16 protein-coding genes, 1 other RNA gene and 1 pseudogene are annotated in these 15,824 nt (G+C 60.9%); 4 read left to right on the forward strand and 14 right to left on the reverse strand.

What is annotated here, in order from left to right; genetic code table 11:
- Positions 1-19 precede the first annotated feature (19 nt).
- Positions 20-1,150 carry an anhydro-N-acetylmuramic acid kinase gene (locus C2L64_RS15325; protein ID WP_086909301.1) on the forward strand — a complete coding sequence of 377 codons (1,131 nt, stop codon included), beginning with the start codon at positions 20-22 and terminating at the stop codon, positions 1,148-1,150.
- An 81-nt stretch (positions 1,151-1,231) separates the two neighbouring features.
- On the opposite strand, the gene erpA is transcribed toward C2L64_RS15325, so the two are convergent.
- The 3 genes from erpA to rplM all read right to left on the reverse strand — a co-directional run bounded on the left by erpA (position 1,232) and on the right by rplM (position 2,692).
- Positions 1,232-1,597 carry an iron-sulfur cluster insertion protein ErpA gene (gene erpA, locus C2L64_RS15330; RefSeq protein ID WP_007587442.1) on the reverse strand — a complete coding sequence of 122 codons (366 nt, stop codon included), beginning with the start codon at positions 1,595-1,597 and terminating at the stop codon, positions 1,232-1,234.
- A gap of 262 nt (positions 1,598-1,859) precedes the next feature.
- Positions 1,860-2,252: a 30S ribosomal protein S9 gene (rpsI, locus tag C2L64_RS15335; protein ID WP_086915844.1), complete on the reverse strand. Its 393-nt coding sequence runs from the start codon at positions 2,250-2,252 to the stop codon at positions 1,860-1,862.
- Positions 2,253-2,263: 11 nt separating this feature from the next.
- Positions 2,264-2,692, reverse strand: coding sequence for a 50S ribosomal protein L13 (rplM, locus tag C2L64_RS15340; RefSeq protein WP_007587440.1), 429 nt, complete (start codon positions 2,690-2,692; stop codon positions 2,264-2,266).
- Between the two features lie 602 nt (positions 2,693-3,294).
- Here rplM and C2L64_RS15345 point away from each other — a divergent pair.
- Positions 3,295-3,717 carry an OsmC family protein gene (locus C2L64_RS15345; RefSeq protein ID WP_007587439.1) on the forward strand — a complete coding sequence of 141 codons (423 nt, stop codon included), beginning with the start codon at positions 3,295-3,297 and terminating at the stop codon, positions 3,715-3,717.
- A 75-nt stretch (positions 3,718-3,792) separates the two neighbouring features.
- Here C2L64_RS15345 and rnpB read toward each other — a convergent pair.
- The 3 genes and pseudogenes from rnpB to pyrC all read right to left on the reverse strand — a co-directional run bounded on the left by rnpB (position 3,793) and on the right by pyrC (position 6,165).
- Positions 3,793-4,206, reverse strand: an RNA gene (gene rnpB, locus C2L64_RS15350) — RNase P RNA component class A.
- 99 nt (positions 4,207-4,305) lie between these two features.
- Positions 4,306-5,085, reverse strand: a pseudogene (locus tag C2L64_RS15355) (DUF3025 domain-containing protein); the annotation flags it as partial.
- Between the two features lie 15 nt (positions 5,086-5,100).
- Positions 5,101-6,165: a dihydroorotase gene (gene pyrC, locus C2L64_RS15360; protein WP_086909298.1), complete on the reverse strand. Its 1,065-nt coding sequence runs from the start codon at positions 6,163-6,165 to the stop codon at positions 5,101-5,103.
- 204 nt (positions 6,166-6,369) lie between these two features.
- Here pyrC and C2L64_RS15365 point away from each other — a divergent pair, with 204 nt between their 5' ends.
- Positions 6,370-7,275, forward strand: coding sequence for a class II glutamine amidotransferase (locus tag C2L64_RS15365; protein ID WP_090835921.1), 906 nt, complete (start codon positions 6,370-6,372; stop codon positions 7,273-7,275).
- Between the two features lie 49 nt (positions 7,276-7,324).
- On the opposite strand, the gene C2L64_RS15370 is transcribed toward C2L64_RS15365, so the two are convergent.
- The 8 genes from C2L64_RS15370 to C2L64_RS15400 all read right to left on the reverse strand — a co-directional run bounded on the left by C2L64_RS15370 (position 7,325) and on the right by C2L64_RS15400 (position 14,005).
- Positions 7,325-7,603, reverse strand: a complete 279-nt coding sequence (locus C2L64_RS15370; protein ID WP_143055703.1) for a hypothetical protein — start codon at positions 7,601-7,603, stop codon at positions 7,325-7,327.
- A gap of 16 nt (positions 7,604-7,619) precedes the next feature.
- The gene (locus C2L64_RS53250; RefSeq protein ID WP_133061174.1) at positions 7,620-7,835 is read right to left on the reverse strand and encodes a hypothetical protein; all 216 of its coding nucleotides are present in this window, start codon (positions 7,833-7,835) and stop codon (positions 7,620-7,622) included.
- 254 nt (positions 7,836-8,089) lie between these two features.
- A complete protein-coding gene (locus tag C2L64_RS15375; RefSeq protein ID WP_007587434.1) occupies positions 8,090-8,815 on the reverse strand; it encodes an amino acid ABC transporter ATP-binding protein in 726 nt (241 codons plus the stop codon).
- Positions 8,812-9,489, reverse strand: a complete 678-nt coding sequence (gene gltK / locus C2L64_RS15380; protein WP_007587433.1) for a glutamate/aspartate ABC transporter permease GltK — start codon at positions 9,487-9,489, stop codon at positions 8,812-8,814. The genes C2L64_RS15375 and gltK overlap by 4 nt, the downstream gene beginning before the upstream one ends.
- Entirely contained in the window at positions 9,489-10,229 is a 741-nt protein-coding gene (locus C2L64_RS15385) for an amino acid ABC transporter permease (RefSeq protein WP_007587432.1), read from the reverse strand. The genes gltK and C2L64_RS15385 overlap by 1 nt, the downstream gene beginning before the upstream one ends.
- A gap of 92 nt (positions 10,230-10,321) precedes the next feature.
- Positions 10,322-11,215 carry a glutamate/aspartate ABC transporter substrate-binding protein gene (locus C2L64_RS15390; RefSeq protein WP_007587431.1) on the reverse strand — a complete coding sequence of 298 codons (894 nt, stop codon included), beginning with the start codon at positions 11,213-11,215 and terminating at the stop codon, positions 10,322-10,324.
- Positions 11,216-11,580: 365 nt separating this feature from the next.
- Positions 11,581-12,873, reverse strand: coding sequence for a Glu/Leu/Phe/Val family dehydrogenase (locus tag C2L64_RS15395; RefSeq protein ID WP_086909295.1), 1,293 nt, complete (start codon positions 12,871-12,873; stop codon positions 11,581-11,583).
- Positions 12,874-13,048: 175 nt separating this feature from the next.
- Positions 13,049-14,005, reverse strand: a complete 957-nt coding sequence (locus tag C2L64_RS15400) for a LysR family transcriptional regulator (protein WP_007587429.1) — start codon at positions 14,003-14,005, stop codon at positions 13,049-13,051.
- Positions 14,006-14,152: 147 nt separating this feature from the next.
- Here C2L64_RS15400 and purB point away from each other — a divergent pair, with 147 nt between their 5' ends.
- Positions 14,153-15,541 carry an adenylosuccinate lyase gene (purB, locus tag C2L64_RS15405; protein ID WP_086909294.1) on the forward strand — a complete coding sequence of 463 codons (1,389 nt, stop codon included), beginning with the start codon at positions 14,153-14,155 and terminating at the stop codon, positions 15,539-15,541.
- Positions 15,542-15,824 lie beyond the last annotated feature (283 nt).

Consider the following 15,824-nt stretch of genomic DNA (forward strand, 5'->3'; position numbering starts at 1 on the left):
ACGATCAGAGGAGCAAAGCGTGGCCAAAGACACGGCAGACGGCGTGTATTTCGGGTTGATGTCGGGCACGAGCATGGACGGCGTGGACGGCATCGCGGTCGAATTTGCGAAGGGCAAGGCGCCCGTCGTGCGGTCGCAGGCGTTCGTGGGCTTCTCCGAGGGGCTGCGCGACGCGCTGTTCGCCCTCCAGCAACCAGGAGACAACGAGATCGAGCGCGAGGCGCTCGCAGCCAACGCGCTGGCGGCGCGTTACACGGTGTGCTGCCATGAGTTGCTGCGCTCGGGCAATCTGTCGGCCGCGGACGTCCGCGCGATCGGCGTGCACGGGCAAACGGTGCGGCATCGGCCGGAAAAGGGCTACACGAAGCAGATCAACAATCCGGCGCTGCTGGCCGAAATGATGCATATCGACGTGATCGCCGATTTCCGCAGCCGTGACGTCGCGGCGGGCGGCCAGGGCGCGCCGCTCGTGCCGGCCTTCCACGCGACGGTTTTCGGCGCGAAGAACGAGACGCGCGTGGTCTGCAATCTGGGCGGAATCAGCAATATCACGATCCTCTCGGCCAACGGCGCGGTGCGCGGCTTCGATTGCGGCCCAGCTAACGCGCTGCTCGACGAATGGGCGCACCGGCATCTGAACAAGCCATTCGATGAAAACGGCCAGTTCGCGGCGTCGGGCCAGGTACATCGTCCGTTGCTGAACGCTTTCCTCGACGAGCCGTTTTTCGAGGCGCAGCCGCCGAAGAGCACGGGCCGCGACCTGTTCAACCCCGAATGGCTCGACGCCCGGCTGCAAGGATTCGCCAATGTCAGCCCCGCCGACGTTCAGGCGACGCTGGTCGCGCTGACGGCCGTGACGGTCGCGCGCGAGGTCGAGCGCCACGCGCCCGATTGCAAGGCGGTGTATGTGTGTGGCGGCGGCGCACGCAATCCGGAAATCATGAAGGCACTGCAGGGTGCGCTCGCCGAAAGCGGCTGCAGCGGCGTCCCCGTCATGACGACGGAGGCGCTCGGCGTGCCGCCTCATCAGGTGGAACCGCTGGCCTTTGCGTGGCTGGCCATGCGTTGCGTTGCACGCGAGCCGGGGAATTTGCCGTCCGTGACGGGCGCGGCGGACGAGCGCGTGCTCGGTGCGATTTATCCGCGCTGACGCGGCATGCGAAATTAGCGTGGAAATAAAAAACGGGGCCGAAGCCCCGTTTTTGCTGCAACTTACGCGAAAAAGCTGCGATTACACCGAGAACGACGAGCCGCAACCGCAAGTGGTCGTAGCATTCGGGTTCTTGATGACGAACTGCGCGCCGTTGATGTCGTCCTTGTAATCGATCTCTGCGCCAACCAGATACTGGTAGCTCATCGAATCGATCAGCAACTGGACGCCGCTCTTGTTCATCACGGTGTCGTCTTCGTTGATGGCTTCGTCAAACGTGAAGCCGTACTGGAAGCCCGAGCAGCCGCCACCCTGCACGAACACGCGCAGCTTCAGCTCCGGGTTGCCTTCTTCTTCGATCAGTTCTTTAACCTTGTCAGCCGCCGCGTCGGTAAAGACAAACGGTGCCGGCATCTCGGTCACGGGGGTGTCGGTCACTGCGTCCATGCGAACTCTCCAAAATAGCTTCTACACGCTATTGTATTGCTGTTCCCGATATCGTGCTGAAGCCCATGAAATCAATAGGTTCTTATGCACACCGGCTAATCCCTGCGGGCGCGACGGGTGTCAATCATGTCCTCGTACACCTGTCAGCGATGCCCTCATACGGACCGGCAATGCCGCACGACAAATAAAAAAGCCGCCTTCGCAGATGCGTTGGCGGCTTTCTGCAGCAGGCCCTGTCTGAAACAAAGCCAGCTCGAAACGATTAACGCTTCGAGAACTGCTTGCGGCGACGTGCCTTGTGGAAACCGACCTTCTTACGCTCGACTTCACGTGCGTCACGCGTCACGAAGCCTGCGCTCGACAGAGCCGGCTTCAGCGTTGCGTCGTAGTCCATCAGCGCGCGCGTGATGCCGTGGCGAACTGCGCCAGCTTGACCCGTTTCACCGCCGCCCGTCACGTTGACCTTGATGTCGAACGTAGCAGCGTGGTTCGTGAGTTCCAGCGGCTGACGCACGATCATCAGCGACGTTTCGCGCGAGAAGTAGTCAGCGATAGGCTTGCCGTTGACGACGATGTCGCCCTTGCCTGCCTTGATGAAGACACGAGCAACAGCGCTCTTGCGGCGGCCCGTACCGTAATTCCAGTTACCGATCATGTGGGCTCCCCTTAGATCTCGAGCGCCTTCGGCTGTTGCGCCGAATGCGGATGCGTTGCTTCGGCGTAGACCTTCAGCTTCTTGATCATCGCGTAGCCGAGCGGGCCCTTCGGCAGCATGCCCTTGACCGCTTTCTCGAGCGCGCGGCCCGGGAAGCGTTCTTGCATCTTGCCGAACGTCGTCTCATAGATACCGCCCGGGTAGCCCGAGTGGCGATAGTACTTCTTGTCCGTGGTCTTGTTACCCGTGACCTTCAGCTTGCCGGCGTTGATAACGATGATGAAATCACCGGTGTCGACGTGCGGAGTGAATTCAGGCTTGTGCTTGCCGCGAAGACGGTGTGCCACTTCGCTGGCGACACGCCCGAGAACCTTATCCGTCGCGTCAATCACGTACCATTCGCGCGTAACCTCATGGGCTTTTGCGGAAAACGTCTTCATGATCGATCCAAAAAATAGTGCTGCGCCCTGTGTTTTTTTCCTGCTTGTATGTGCGCTTCGAGGCGCGTGCAGGCTCTCCCTGGTTCTTCCTCCGCGGGCGCGACTGCGGAAAAGCCCTGAATTATAAAGGAATTTGCGCCAAGGAGTCAAAGCACCCGGACAACGGAAAGCTGAGGACGAAAAAAAGCCCGAACTAGCGGTTCGGGCTTAATCCACCTTATGAGGAGGGTGGAGGAGACATGCGGAGATTGTCGAACTACGACAACCAATGAACTGATTATATGATCGGCGCTTGTGCAACGCAAGAACATTTGCAATGCGAAATTGAATTTCATTATGTGGAATAATGTCACGACGGCCGCAATCTCAAGTAAATCGTCTGAAAATAATGACTTAGTCTGCACGGACAGAACGACCGCTGCAGTGCCCCTAGAGCAACACACCTAAAATCGTCCGTGCTATCCCTTATGCGCTGTACATGCGGCAGCGCAGCATGCAAGGCGCAATTCGCATAATCCGCCGCCGATGTCGCTCCGGGCGAGCCATCATCCGCCGGGCTACAATGCGCATCTCGAATTCAAGCTTGTGAGCGGAGTACAAGAATGGAATGCAAAGTCAGCTGGATGGGTCAAGACGGCATGGCGTTCGCCGCCGAAACGGGCAGCGGCCACCTCGTCGCGATGGACGGCGCGCCTGAAGGCGGCGGCCGCAATCTGGCGCCGCGTCCGATGGAAATGGTGCTGCTGGGCACGGGCGGCTGCACGGCGTACGACGTCGTGATGATCCTGAAGAAGAGCCGTCAGGAAATCAGCGGCTGCTCGGTGACGCTGAAAGCCGAACGCGCCAGCGAGGACCCGAAGGTGTTCACGAAGGTCCATTTCCATTTCACGGTGACGGGCAAGAACCTCAATCCGTCGACGGTGGAACGCGCGATCAATCTGTCGCACGACAAATATTGCTCGGCGTCGATCATGATCGCGAAAACGGCCGAGCTCACGCATTCGTTCGACATCGTCGCGGACTAAAGCCGTCTGAAGCGGCGCGAGCGCTGAAAAAGAAAATGCCGGTGTCCCAACGGACGCCGGCATTTGTCATTTGAGCGGCAAAGCAGGCCGATAAGCCGGATTTTGTGCACGCAGCGCGCCCGAAAGCGCGCCACGCGTGACAGTCATTCCTCTAGGCGCGCCATTGCTGACGCGCTCAAGCTTCCTACCCGCTGACGTGACGGGGGCCCCGCCCTGCATCTCGAAGATGCTAGCCAGCCTACTTGGAATTGCTCCGGGTGGAGGTTACCGTGCCGGTCTGCCTCGCAGCAGCCGCGGTGCGCTCTTACCGCACCGTTTCACCCTTACCTGATCCCGACTTGCGCCGGGCCATCGGCGGTTTGCTTTCTGTTGCCCTGTTCCGCGTGTTGCCACGGATGGCCGTTAGCCATCACCCTGCCCTGTGGAGTCCGGACTTTCCTCGCCCTCACCGGCCGAAACCGCCGAGGCCGCGACTGCCTGGCCTGCTTTGCTGGCGGCGATTTTAACATCTGGCGTTCCGCGAGACCGCCGCCCGGTGCGAAACACGGAAGCATCGTCGTAAAAAGACGGCGCTTCGTTCGCTGCCCACCAGCCGGGAATGCCGAGCACGGGCAGCGGCGCGAACATCCGGGCACCGAAGCCTGGCGTATCGAGCAGCGTGCGCGCGACGGTTTCGTCCAGAAACGCGTCGCGTGAAACGCGCGTCCATGAGAAGTACGCGGGTGGCACATCGACGATCCACGCGTGTGCCGTACACGCCTTATATGGCGTGACGAGCTTTTCCAGCAGCGCGTGCCCGAAACAGCGCACCTCACAGCGCTCGCCCCACGCCGCTCGCCGGTCAACGAGTAGCGTTTTCCAGTCGAACGAGCGCAGTGCGGCAGCGAGCGACGCGTCTGTACACGCAAACAGCACGGCGTTTTCGTCGAACAGCGTGAGTGCGTCGCGCGTGCCGCCGCGCGTCGGGCCGATGCCCAGTACATCGACAGCCGCCGACCCGCGCGCGCTCAGCGCCGCCTTGATGCGCGGAAACTGAAACCACATCAGCGCGTTGAAGAAATCATGCAGATTGGGGCGCGTCGGCACGCAGCCTGATACCGCGATATGCGCTTCGTACGCGGTGCCGGGCGGCAATTCGTCCTGCGGGATAAAAGCGAGCTGCCTTCCGCGTCCCGTCGTGATGACGGCGGACGCGGCATCCGCGTTCATCTCGTGCAACTGATCCACCGCGCTGCGCAGCGCGGCCTGTTGCCAGCGCACGCCGCGCGTCGCGACCTGCGCGAACCACGGCATCGACCAGTCGATATCCGCAAAGCCCGGCGCAGCACGCTTCAGTGCGCCGCCCGGTGAGTCGACATCGCGCGACATTCGCTCACCAAGCGCTCAAACGAGCTTCCAGCCGATCGTCTCGCCGCCGCGCAACGGCACCACGGGCGTGTCACCCGCCGCGACTTCCGCCGGCAGCGTCCATTCTTCGCGGCGCAGCGTCACCTTCTCCTCGCTGCGCGGCAGGCGGTAGAAGTCCGCGCCGTGGAAACTCGCGAAGCCTTCGAGCTTGTCGAGCGCGCCCGCCTTGTCGAACGCTTCCGCGTACAGCTCGAGTGCATGCAGCGCCGTGTAGCAGCCCGCGCAGCCGCACGCGTGCTCCTTCAGACCCTTCGGATGCGGCGCGCTGTCCGTGCCGAGGAAAAAGCGCGGATTGCCCGACGTAGCCGCCTCGACGAGCGCCACACGATGCGTCTCGCGCTTCAGCACGGGCAAGCAGTAGTAATGCGGACGAATGCCGCCCTGGAAAATCGCGTTGCGGTTGTACAGCAGATGATGCGCAGTGATCGTCGCGCCCAGCAGCTCGGGCGGCGCGCCCGCGTCGCGGACGTAGTCGGCGGCATCCTTTGTGGTGATGTGCTCGAACACGACCTTCAGCGCCGGGAAATCGCGGCGCAGCGGCGTCATCACGCGATCAATGAACACTTTCTCTCGATCGAACAGATCGATCGACGAATCTGTCACTTCGCCGTGAATCAGCAGCGGCATACCCGTTTCCTGCATCATCTCGAGCGTTTTCGCGCACTTGCGGATGTCGCTGACGCCCGCATCCGAATTCGTCGTCGCACCCGCCGGATACAGCTTCACGCCATGCACGAAACCGCTTTCGCGGGCGCGGCGGATTTCCTCGGGCGGCATGTTGTCGGTCAGATACAGCGTCATCAGCGGCTCGAACTTCACGCCGGCCGGGATCGCCGCAATGATGCGCTCGCGATAGGCGCGCGCCATCTCCGTCGTCGTGACGGGCGGCTTCAGGTTCGGCATGATGATCGCGCGACCGAACTGGCGCGCGGTGTGCGGCAGGACGGCGGCGAGCATCGCGCCATCGCGGACGTGCAGGTGCCAGTCATCGGGACGGGCGAGCGTGAGGGTATCGACGGAAGCAGCGGTAGATGCGGTCATGGCGGGGATTCACGTGCGTCACAGGCGCGGCAAATTGCGCAACTGACGGCATAACTGACGAGGTCTTTCCACAAATGCAGCCAAAACACCCGTCAATTTTGCTTTTTGCCGCTTCTGGCTCGGTGATATGCTTGGAAAATCATCATTGTAACGGGTCGGCCCATGTGGGCTCATACCCCGTTAGAAAGGCTTGTCTTCCGCACCATGTGCCAACTACTCGGAATGAATTGCGCCGCGCCCACGGACGTCACGTTCTCGTTCACCGGCTTCGCGGCGCGCGGCGGCGTCACCGACCACCACTCCGACGGCTGGGGCATCGCCTTCTTCGAAGACAAGGCCTGTCGCCTGTTCATCGACCACCAGTCGTCGGCCACCTCGCCGATCGCCGAAATGGTCAAGCGCTACCCGATCAAGTCGAAAAACACGATCGCGCATATCCGCAAGGCGACGCAAGGGCACATCGTGCTCGAGAACTGCCACCCGTTCATGCGGGAGTTGTGGGGACGCCACTGGATCTTCGCGCACAACGGCGATCTGCAGAATTACAGCCCGGTGTTGTCGGGCGTGTATCAGCCCGTCGGCAGCACGGATAGCGAGCTGGCGTTCTGCGCGCTGCTGCAAGGGTTGCGCAAGGCGTTTCCTGGTTCGCAGCCGCCGCTGAACGAACTGTTCGCCGCGCTGGAAGCGTTGACGCGCGAAATCACCCAGTTCGGCGTGTTCAATTTTCTGATGTCGAACGGCCAGGCGCTGTTCGCGCACTGCTCGACGCATCTGCATTACCTCGTGCGTAGCTGGCCGTTTTCGACTGCGCATCTCGTCGACGCGGACGTTTCGATCGATTTCGCCAAGTACACGACCCCCGAAGATCGCGTCGCCGTGATCGCCACGCAGCCGTTGACCGACAACGAAATATGGACCGCTTTCGAGCCGGGCGATCTGCTGATGTTCCAGCACGGCGAAGTGATCGCGCGCGCCAACGTGCCCGTGCCGCCGGCCGTGCTGGAGAAGGCACGCAATCCCACCTGCGATCCGAGCGCTTCCGCGAGCATGCTGCCCGCGGCGTCCGTTCTCGATCTCGAATCCGACGACGCCGCCGCGTACGAATCCTGATCGCCCGGTAACTGTCGTCGCGCTGGTCCGACGCTCGGGGCCCGCGTCATCAATGCTTGCATGCGTTCGCGGGAGGACCGGCTTCGCAATGCCGGTCTTCTTCCCGGGCGTCATGCACCGGGATGCCTCCGCACAGCAACTGCCGTAACGCGGGATGACAACGCCACCGCTCCGTTTCGCGCAATTCCTTTGCATCGCCCGGACCAATGCGAGCGGAACAACCATCGCACAGCTTCGTGCGACAAACCTCGAGGCTCGCGGCGAGCGCTCTCGCACTCAGCGGATCTGCGTAGTTGACGGCGGGAATATCGAGCAGAAGGCGTTTCAAAGGCGAATCCGTTCCGTCAGGCATCGCCTCCTTCATCAGGCGCCCGGCGATTTGCTCCGCCTCGCGCTGAAAAAACTTCGAGCATTCTTTTGGATAACTGATTTCTTTGCCCGTGACGAGAAATCCACAATTGTGCCGACTCTGCGAACTGCGCAGCCGTCAGCCATTTGCCTTCCAGTTGCATTGACACTAACTCATGAACGACCAGGTCGCTCATCAAAAACACTTTCATGGATTGTCTCTAGTCGATCGAAAACGAATGACAGCGACGCACCCCGCTCGCCTCATCGAATTTCGCCGGGAAGCTTATGCTCACGCCAGCACAAGTCACATGAGACGATTCCGATTAAGATATCTTTTAATAAGTAACAGTCCTAATGTAAAACGTCGGTTATAAATTTGTGAAACTCGCACCCCATGCCCGATTAAAAGGATAAAAAAAGCCGCTCTTGAAAAGAGCGGCTTTTTTGCTTGCGCAGGCTGATTTCAATGCAGAATCTTTGCGAGAAAATCTTTCGCGCGATCCGATTTCGGATTCGCAAAAAAATCTTCCTTGCGATCGTCTTCGACGATGAGGCCCTTGTCCATGAAGATCACGCGATGCGCGACCTTCTTCGCAAAACCCATTTCGTGCGTCACGCACATCATGGTCATGCCTTCCTGCGCCAGTTCGACCATCACGTCGAGCACTTCGTTGATCATTTCAGGATCGAGCGCAGAAGTGGGTTCGTCGAACAGCATCGCAATCGGGTCCATCGACAGCGCTCGCGCAATCGCCACACGCTGCTGCTGGCCACCCGACAACTGCCCCGGATACTTGTCCGCATGCGCACGCAGGCCGACGCGATCGAGCAGCTTCAGGCCCTTCGCGGTCGCTTCGTCCTTCGAGCGGCCGAGCACCTTGATCTGCGCGAGCGTCAGGTTCTCGGTGATCGACAGATGCGGGAACAGCTCGAAGTGCTGAAACACCATGCCGACCTTCGAACGCAGCTTCGACAGGTTCGTCTTCTTGTCAGTGAGCGACTGGCCGTTGATCACGATTTCGCCCTTCTGGAACGGCTCGAGCCCGTTGACCGTCTTGATCAGCGTCGATTTGCCCGAACCTGACGGGCCGCACACGACGACCACTTCGCCCTTTTTCACTTCCGTCGTGCAGTCGGTCAGCACCTGGAACTGGCCGTACCACTTCGACACATTCTTGATAGAGATCATCTTGCGACCTTTTTCTGAAGACTTTTGACGAGGCTCGACGCGACCACGCAGATCACGAAGTAACACGCACCGGCGAACAGTACCATTTCGACGTTCGTGCCGTCACGGTCGCCAATATTCGTGGCCGTGCGGAAGAAGTCGGCGAGGCTGATCACGTAGACGAGCGACGTATCCTGAAACAGCACGATGGCTTGCGTGAGCAACAGCGGCACCATCGCGCGAAACGCCTGCGGCAGCACGACGAGGCGCATCGCCAGCGGGTAGCTCATGCCGAGCGCGTACGACGCGTACACCTGGCCGCGCGGCACCGCCTGAATACCGGCGCGGATGATTTCCGAGTAGTACGCGGCTTCGAACAGCGAAAACGCGACCATCGCCGACGCGAGTCGGATATCGATGTCGGCGGAAAGTCCCAGCACGTTCTGCAGCACCTGCGGCACGATCAGGAAGAACCACAGCAGAACCATCACGAGCGGGATCGAGCGGAACAGCGTCACGTAGATCTTCGCGAACCACTCGAATGGCTTGAACGACGACAGCCGCATGATCGCGAGCACCGTGCCCCACACGATGCCGATCACGATCGCGAGAATCGTGATCTTGAAAGTGACGACGGCACCCGTCCATAGCGTCGGCAGTGCGCCCGGAATACCGCTCCAGTCGAAATGATGCATCACTTGCCTCCGATATAGCCAGGCAGCCGGCTCTTGGCTTCGACGATGCGCATCAGCGTCATCACGATCATGTTGATGAGCAGATACGCAACCGTGACGGCGATGAACGACTCGTACGTCTGCGCCGTGTAGTCGACGAGCTGGCGCGCCTGGGCGGACAGATCGAGCAGACCGATGGTCGATGCGACGGCGGAGTTCTTGAAGATGTTCAGGAACTCGGACGTCAGCGGCGGCACGATGATCCGGTACGCAACGGGCAACAGCACGTAGCGGTACGTCTGCCATTGCGTCAGGCCGAGCGCGAAACCTGCGAAGCGCTGGCCGCGTGGCAGCGCGTTGATGCCCGAGCGCACCTGCTCGCACACGCGCGCGGCGGTGAACAGCCCGAGACAGATGATCGACGACGAAAAGAACTGCGCGCCGGGCGGCAGTTGCTTGAACCATGTGCCGATGGATACCGGCAACAGTTCCGGTATCACCAGATACCAGACGAAGAACTGAACGATCAGCGGGATATTACGGAAGATGGCGACGTACACGGTGCCGATTGCCGCGACGCGCGGGTTCTGGACCGTGCGCAGCACGCCGAAGAACGACCCGACGATCAGCGCGATCACCCACGCGCACAGCGAAACGGTGACCGTCACCCAGAGACCGGACAGCAGCCAGCCGAGATAGGTGGTCGGCTCGCCGGTGGAAACCGGACTCAGCAGAATGCCCCAGTTCCAGTGGTATGACATGACGAAGACTCCAACAAAAAGAAACGGAAGAAGCGCTTGCCCCTTCCGTTCTGTTCAACACGTTGACTGTTCAGCTAACGGTTGTTCGAGGGTTAGTCGATTGCCTTGTCGTTCGGCGCCTTGTACAGCGCCTTGATGTCGTCGCTTTCCGGGAAGGCCAGGTTCAGGCCCTTCGGCGGAATCGGCGATTCGAACCACTTCTTGTAGATCTTGTCGGCTTCGCCCGAGGTTTCGACCTTCGCGATCGCGTCGTCGACGACCTTCTTGAACTCCGGATCGTTCTTGCGCAGCATGCAGCCGTACGCTTCATGCGATTGCGGCGCGCCGACGATGATGAAATCGTTCGGCGTGTTCGACTTCGCGCGCTCGCCGGCGAGCAGTGCGTCGTCCATCATGAACGCGGCAGCGCGGCCTGTCGACAGCGTCAGGAACGACTCGCCGTGGTCCTTCGCGCTGATGATGTTCATGCCCATGTTCTTGTCCTGGTTCATCTTGCGAAGCAGGCGCTCGGACGTGGTACCAGCCGTCGTCACGACGGTCTTGCCCTTCAGGTCCGCCCAGTCTTTGACACCGGAGTCTTTCTTCGTCATCAGGCGCGTGCCGATCACGAAAATCGTGTTCGAGAACGCGACCTGTTGCTGACGTTCAGCATTGTTCGTGGTCGAGCCGCATTCGAGGTCGACGGTGCCATTCTGCACCAGCGGAATGCGGTTTTGCGACGTGATCGGCGTCAGCTTGACCTTCAGGTCCGGCATGTTCAGCTTCTGCTTGACGGCATCCACGACCTTCAGCGCGAATTCCTGCGAGTAGCCGACCACGTTCTGCTTGTCGTCGTAGTACGAAAACGGAATCGACGATTCGCGGTGGCCCAGCGAAATGACGCCCGTGTCCTTGATCTTCTTCAGCGTGCCGGCGTCCTGCGCATGCGCGCCTACCGTAAACAATCCCAGAGTCGCGAGAAGCAGCGCAGCTTTTTTAACCTTCATTTGTGATCTCCTTGGCAAGAACCGGCGCCAGTGTATCTCAGTAATTATTCTGAAAGTATGGTTGTTAACCATGTTCAGCGTGTGGTGTTGCATAAAGCCACCACTTTGCGCGGGGCGGCGCCAGTATTGGCTTACAGCGCCTTCAACGGAGCGATGCAAACGTCATCGGATGCGTCGTTTTTGCCGGTTCGGGTGCACCTTCAACTGCACAAAAGCGGACGGCACCCGAAGATGCCGTCCGCCCGATATTCTGCGCGAGTCCGTCGATTCGCGCTCGTGAAGCGTTGTTGCGCGGCGCCCGCCTCCAGGCCGGGCGCCATGTCCGTCATGTGACCGGCCATCTGTTGCCAGACAGCCGCGCCGTATCAGGGATACAGGCCGCGCATTTCGCGTGCTTGAAGGATGCGTTTGCAAGCAACGATAAACGCCGCCGTACGCACCGACACCTTCTGCTCGCTCGCCACCTGCCACACGGCCGCGAACGCTTCGCGCATCACGCGTTCGAGACGCTCGTTGATCTCGTCTTCCGTCCAGAAGAAGCTCGAGAAATCCTGCACCCATTCGAAGTACGACACCGTCACGCCGCCCGCATTCGCGACGACGTCGGGAATCACGAGGATGCCCTTGTCGTGCAGGATGTCGTCGGCGGCCGTCGTGGTCGGGCCGTTCGCGCCTTCCACGACGATCTTCGTACGAATTTTGCCCGCGTTCTTCTCGGTGATCTGGTTTTCCAGCGCAGCCGGAATCAGGATGTCCGATTCGACCGTCCAGAAGTCATCGTTGGCGATCGTGTCGGCTTCGGCGTAACCACCGACGCCGCCATGCTTCGCGACGTGGTCGAGCAGCGCCACGGCGTCGATGCCCGATTCCTTGTACAGCGTTCCCGTGTGATCCTGCACGGCGACGACCTTCGCGCCCGCTTCCTGATACAGACGCGCCGCGATGCCGCCGACGTTGCCGAAGCCTTGCACGGCGATGCGCGCGCCTTCGATGTCCATGCCGATACGGCGCGCCGCTTCGCAGCCGACGACGAACACGCCGCGGCCCGTCGCTTCACGACGGCCAAGCGAGCCGCCCAGCGTGATCGGCTTGCCCGTCACGACGCCCGTGGCAGTTTGGCCCTGGTTCATCGAGTACGTGTCCATCATCCACGCCATGATCTGCTCGTTCGTGTTCACGTCCGGCGCGGGGATGTCGGTGTTCGGTCCGATGATGATGCCGATTTCACTGGTATAGCGGCGCGTCATGCGCTCCAGCTCACCACGCGACAGCTTGCGCGGATCGACGCGGATACCGCCCTTCGCACCGCCGTACGGCACGTTCACGGCCGCGTTCTTCACCGACATCCACGCGGACAGCGCCATCACTTCCGACAACGTCACGTCCTGGTGATAACGCACGCCGCCCTTGCCCGGACCGCGCGACACGTTGTGCTGCACGCGATAGCCTTCGAAGTGCGCAACCGTGCCGTTATCGAGTTCGATGGGCACGTCGACGATGAGAATGCGCTTCGGTCGCTTGAGCGTTTCGAGCCAGCGCGACAACGGGCCCAGATACGGCGCGACGCGATCGACTTGACGGAGATAGTTGCCCCAGGGACCGAGATCGTCGGCATGAAGGTAGGACGGGATGGACTGCTGATTTGCCGCGGTAGACATGAACGCTCCAGCGTTTTTATCGGGTGACGCCATTGTCGAAAAAAAGCGCTGAAAGGGTCCAATGCCGTTTGGTCATCCCCTTATGTTTTTCTTGCATAACGCTGGGGAAAGCGCAAATGCGTGTCGCAATGCCGTTATTTGCGCATCCGGCAATGCACTCTTGTTTTACCGATAGCTACCTCGAGGCTTGCGTGAGTTCCGTGCTCACGACGTCCCACAACGCTCGCACGAGTTGCTGGCGTGCGTCGTCGGTCTGCACGGCGAGTTTGTCGCGGTAAAGGCGGATCTCCATCGTCAGCGTGAGCTGACCTTGCGCGACGCCACGCGACGCGCGGTCGAGCCGGATCAAACGGCCGTCCGCGACGGCGTCTTCGACGGCGCTGTGCGGCAGGAACGCGACGCCGTGTCCGGCGAGCGCCATCGCCTTCAGTCCTTCGGCCATGTCCGTTTCATACACGCGATCGAGATAAAGACGCCCCGGCGATGTCGCGAAGATCACTTCCGTCATGCGCCCCAGATAGGCATTCGGCGTGTACGAGAGATACGGCGTCGGCGCGTCCGACGTGCCGGGCAGCGTGTAGCGCGGGCGGCCGCCCTTGCCCGGCGCGGAGAACGGGCTGATCGCTTCGATGCCGAGCGTCAGCATGTCGTAGCGCGCTGGATCGAGCGCCACGGGGTGGCTCGGATGGTGATAGCCCATCACCAGATCGCAGCCGCCTTCGACCAGCGACAGCACCGCGTCGTGCACATTCAGCGCGCGCAGCCGCGTATGGATTGGGCCGAGCTGCGCCTCGATGCGCTGCAGCCAGCGCGGGAAGTAGGTGAGCGACAGCGTATGCGGCACCGCGAACTCGATCGTCGCGGCGGGCGTCGCCGTATGGCCGCGCAACAGCGTGCGCGCCTCGTGGAACTGCGACAGCATCGCGAGCGCCTGCTCGTAGAAGACCTGGCCCGCCGCCGTGAGGCGCGTCGGGTAAACAGAACGGTCGATCAATTCCGTGCCGAGCCATGCCTCGAGCGCCTGGATGCGCCGCGAAAAAGCGGGCTGAGTCACATGCCGCAGCTCCGCCGAGCGGCTGAAACTGCGCGTTTCCGCCAGCGACACGAAGTCTTCGAGCCATTTCAGTTCCATACGGACCAGCGCTCCACCAGTAACGGAAAGCCTGCATTCTAGCGGCGCCGGGCCGCGCGCCGGGGCCGATGTCCTAAAGTGGTAAAATTCGCGGTTCTCCCCGCTTGTATCTGTCACCGACTCTTCACCGTTCCTGCCCCTCCCATCATGTCCGACACCCGCCCCGACACTCTCTTCGCGCTGACCGCCCTGTCCCCGCTCGACGGCCGTTACGCATCGAAAACCGAAGCCCTGCGCGACTGGCTTTCGGAAGCCGCGTTCATGCGCCATCGCGTGAAGGTGGAAATTCACTGGCTGATCGCGTTGTCGCATGCCGGTTTCGCCGAAGTGCCGCGCTTCTCGGAAGCGTCGGAGCAATTCCTGCTTCAACTCGTCGAGCGCTTCACCGCGCATGACGCCGCGCGCATCAAGGACATCGAGCGCGTGACGAATCACGACGTGAAGGCTGTCGAGTACTGGTTGAAGGAATCGGTGAAGGGTCAGCCGGAACTGGAACGCGCGAGCGAGTTCATCCACTTCGCGTGCACGTCGGAAGACATCAACAACACGTCGCACGGCCTGATGCTCGCCGGCGCGCGCGAACACGTGATCCTGCCGGCGCTGCGCGCCGTGCATCAACGCCTCGTCGCGCTCGCGCATGCGCAGGCCGATCAGCCGATGCTCTCGCGCACGCATGGCCAGCCCGCCAGCCCGACCACGCTCGGCAAGGAAATGGCGAACGTCGCCGCGCGCCTGTCGCGTGCGATCGACCGCATCGCTAAGGTCGAACTGCTCGGCAAGATGAACGGTGCGGTCGGCAACTTCAATGCGCATCTGTCTGCGTATCCGGAGTTCGACTGGGAAGCGTTTTCGAAGGAAGTCGTCGAACAGCGTCTGAAGCTGACGTTCAATCCGTACACGATCCAGATCGAGCCGCACGATTACATGGCCGAACTGTTCGATGCCGTGGCGCGCGCGAATACGATCCTGCTCGACCTCGACCGCGATGTGTGGGGTTATATCTCGATCGGCTACTTCAAGCAGAGGACGAAGGCAGGCGAGATCGGCTCGTCGACGATGCCGCACAAGGTCAATCCGATCGACTTCGAAAACTCGGAAGGTAACCTCGGACTTGCGAATGCCACGCTGCGGCATCTGGCAGATAAGCTGCCGGTTTCGCGTTGGCAGCGGGATCTGACCGATTCGACGGTGTTGCGGAATATTGGTGTTGCGTTTGGGTATTCGTTGCTGGCGTATGACGCGCTTAATCGTGGGTTGGATAAGCTTGAGGTGAACCCGCAGCGGCTGAACGATGACCTTGATGCGACTTGGGAAGTGCTGGCTGAGCCTGTGCAGACTGTCATGCGTCGATATGGTATCGAGAATCCGTATGAGCAGTTGAAGGAGCTGACGCGTGGGAAGGGCATCACGCGGGATGCGTTGCAGACTTTTATTAATGGTCTTGCTATTCCTGCTGATGCTAAGGAGCGTCTGCTTTCCATGACGCCTGGGTCTTATGTCGGCAAGGCTGCCGAATTGGCCAAGCGGATCAAGTAGTCGTTTATTGCCTGCGGCGGCGTTTGGTTTTGATTTTGCTGTTCGCAGGCTTTCGATGTGGTTTGCTTTGCGCTTGCGCGGGCATCCGCGTATTGCCTTCGTACTTCAAGCGTTGCCCCTGTGCGGGGCGGCAAAGAAAAGTAGGTGCCGCCCCGCACAGGGGCGACGCCTGAACGGCAAACACCGTAACGCGGATGCCAGCGCAAACACAAGCAAACCAAACCGGCCGCGCCACGAAGCCAAACCGCGGCTACCAGCGCAACACCAAAACCACAAACAAAAA

Origin of the sequence: Paraburkholderia hospita (genome assembly GCF_002902965.1) — a bacterium.
In the GTDB taxonomy this organism is placed as follows: domain Bacteria; phylum Pseudomonadota; class Gammaproteobacteria; order Burkholderiales; family Burkholderiaceae; genus Paraburkholderia; species Paraburkholderia hospita.

Excerpts from the sequence above, each read along its gene's own strand:
- C2L64_RS15345 (WP_007587439.1), top strand. The coding sequence starts at position 3,295 with ATGGAATGCAAAGTCAGCTGGATGGGTCAAGACGGCATGGCGTTCGCC.
- erpA (WP_007587442.1), bottom strand. The coding sequence starts at position 1,597 with ATGGACGCAGTGACCGACACCCCCGTGACCGAGATGCCGGCACCGTTT.
- C2L64_RS15375 (WP_007587434.1), bottom strand. The coding sequence starts at position 8,815 with ATGATCTCTATCAAGAATGTGTCGAAGTGGTACGGCCAGTTCCAGGTG.
- pyrC (WP_086909298.1), bottom strand. The coding sequence starts at position 6,165 with ATGACCGCATCTACCGCTGCTTCCGTCGATACCCTCACGCTCGCCCGT.
- gltK (WP_007587433.1), bottom strand. The coding sequence starts at position 9,489 with ATGCATCATTTCGACTGGAGCGGTATTCCGGGCGCACTGCCGACGCTA.
- C2L64_RS15400 (WP_007587429.1), bottom strand. The coding sequence starts at position 14,005 with ATGGAACTGAAATGGCTCGAAGACTTCGTGTCGCTGGCGGAAACGCGC.
- C2L64_RS15365 (WP_090835921.1), top strand. The coding sequence starts at position 6,370 with ATGTGCCAACTACTCGGAATGAATTGCGCCGCGCCCACGGACGTCACG.
- rplM (WP_007587440.1), bottom strand. The coding sequence starts at position 2,692 with ATGAAGACGTTTTCCGCAAAAGCCCATGAGGTTACGCGCGAATGGTAC.
- C2L64_RS53250 (WP_133061174.1), bottom strand. The coding sequence starts at position 7,835 with ATGAAAGTGTTTTTGATGAGCGACCTGGTCGTTCATGAGTTAGTGTCA.
- C2L64_RS15385 (WP_007587432.1), bottom strand. The coding sequence starts at position 10,229 with ATGTCATACCACTGGAACTGGGGCATTCTGCTGAGTCCGGTTTCCACC.
- purB (WP_086909294.1), top strand. The coding sequence starts at position 14,153 with ATGTCCGACACCCGCCCCGACACTCTCTTCGCGCTGACCGCCCTGTCC.
- C2L64_RS15390 (WP_007587431.1), bottom strand. The coding sequence starts at position 11,215 with ATGAAGGTTAAAAAAGCTGCGCTGCTTCTCGCGACTCTGGGATTGTTT.
- rpsI (WP_086915844.1), bottom strand. The coding sequence starts at position 2,252 with ATGATCGGTAACTGGAATTACGGTACGGGCCGCCGCAAGAGCGCTGTT.
- C2L64_RS15395 (WP_086909295.1), bottom strand. The coding sequence starts at position 12,873 with ATGTCTACCGCGGCAAATCAGCAGTCCATCCCGTCCTACCTTCATGCC.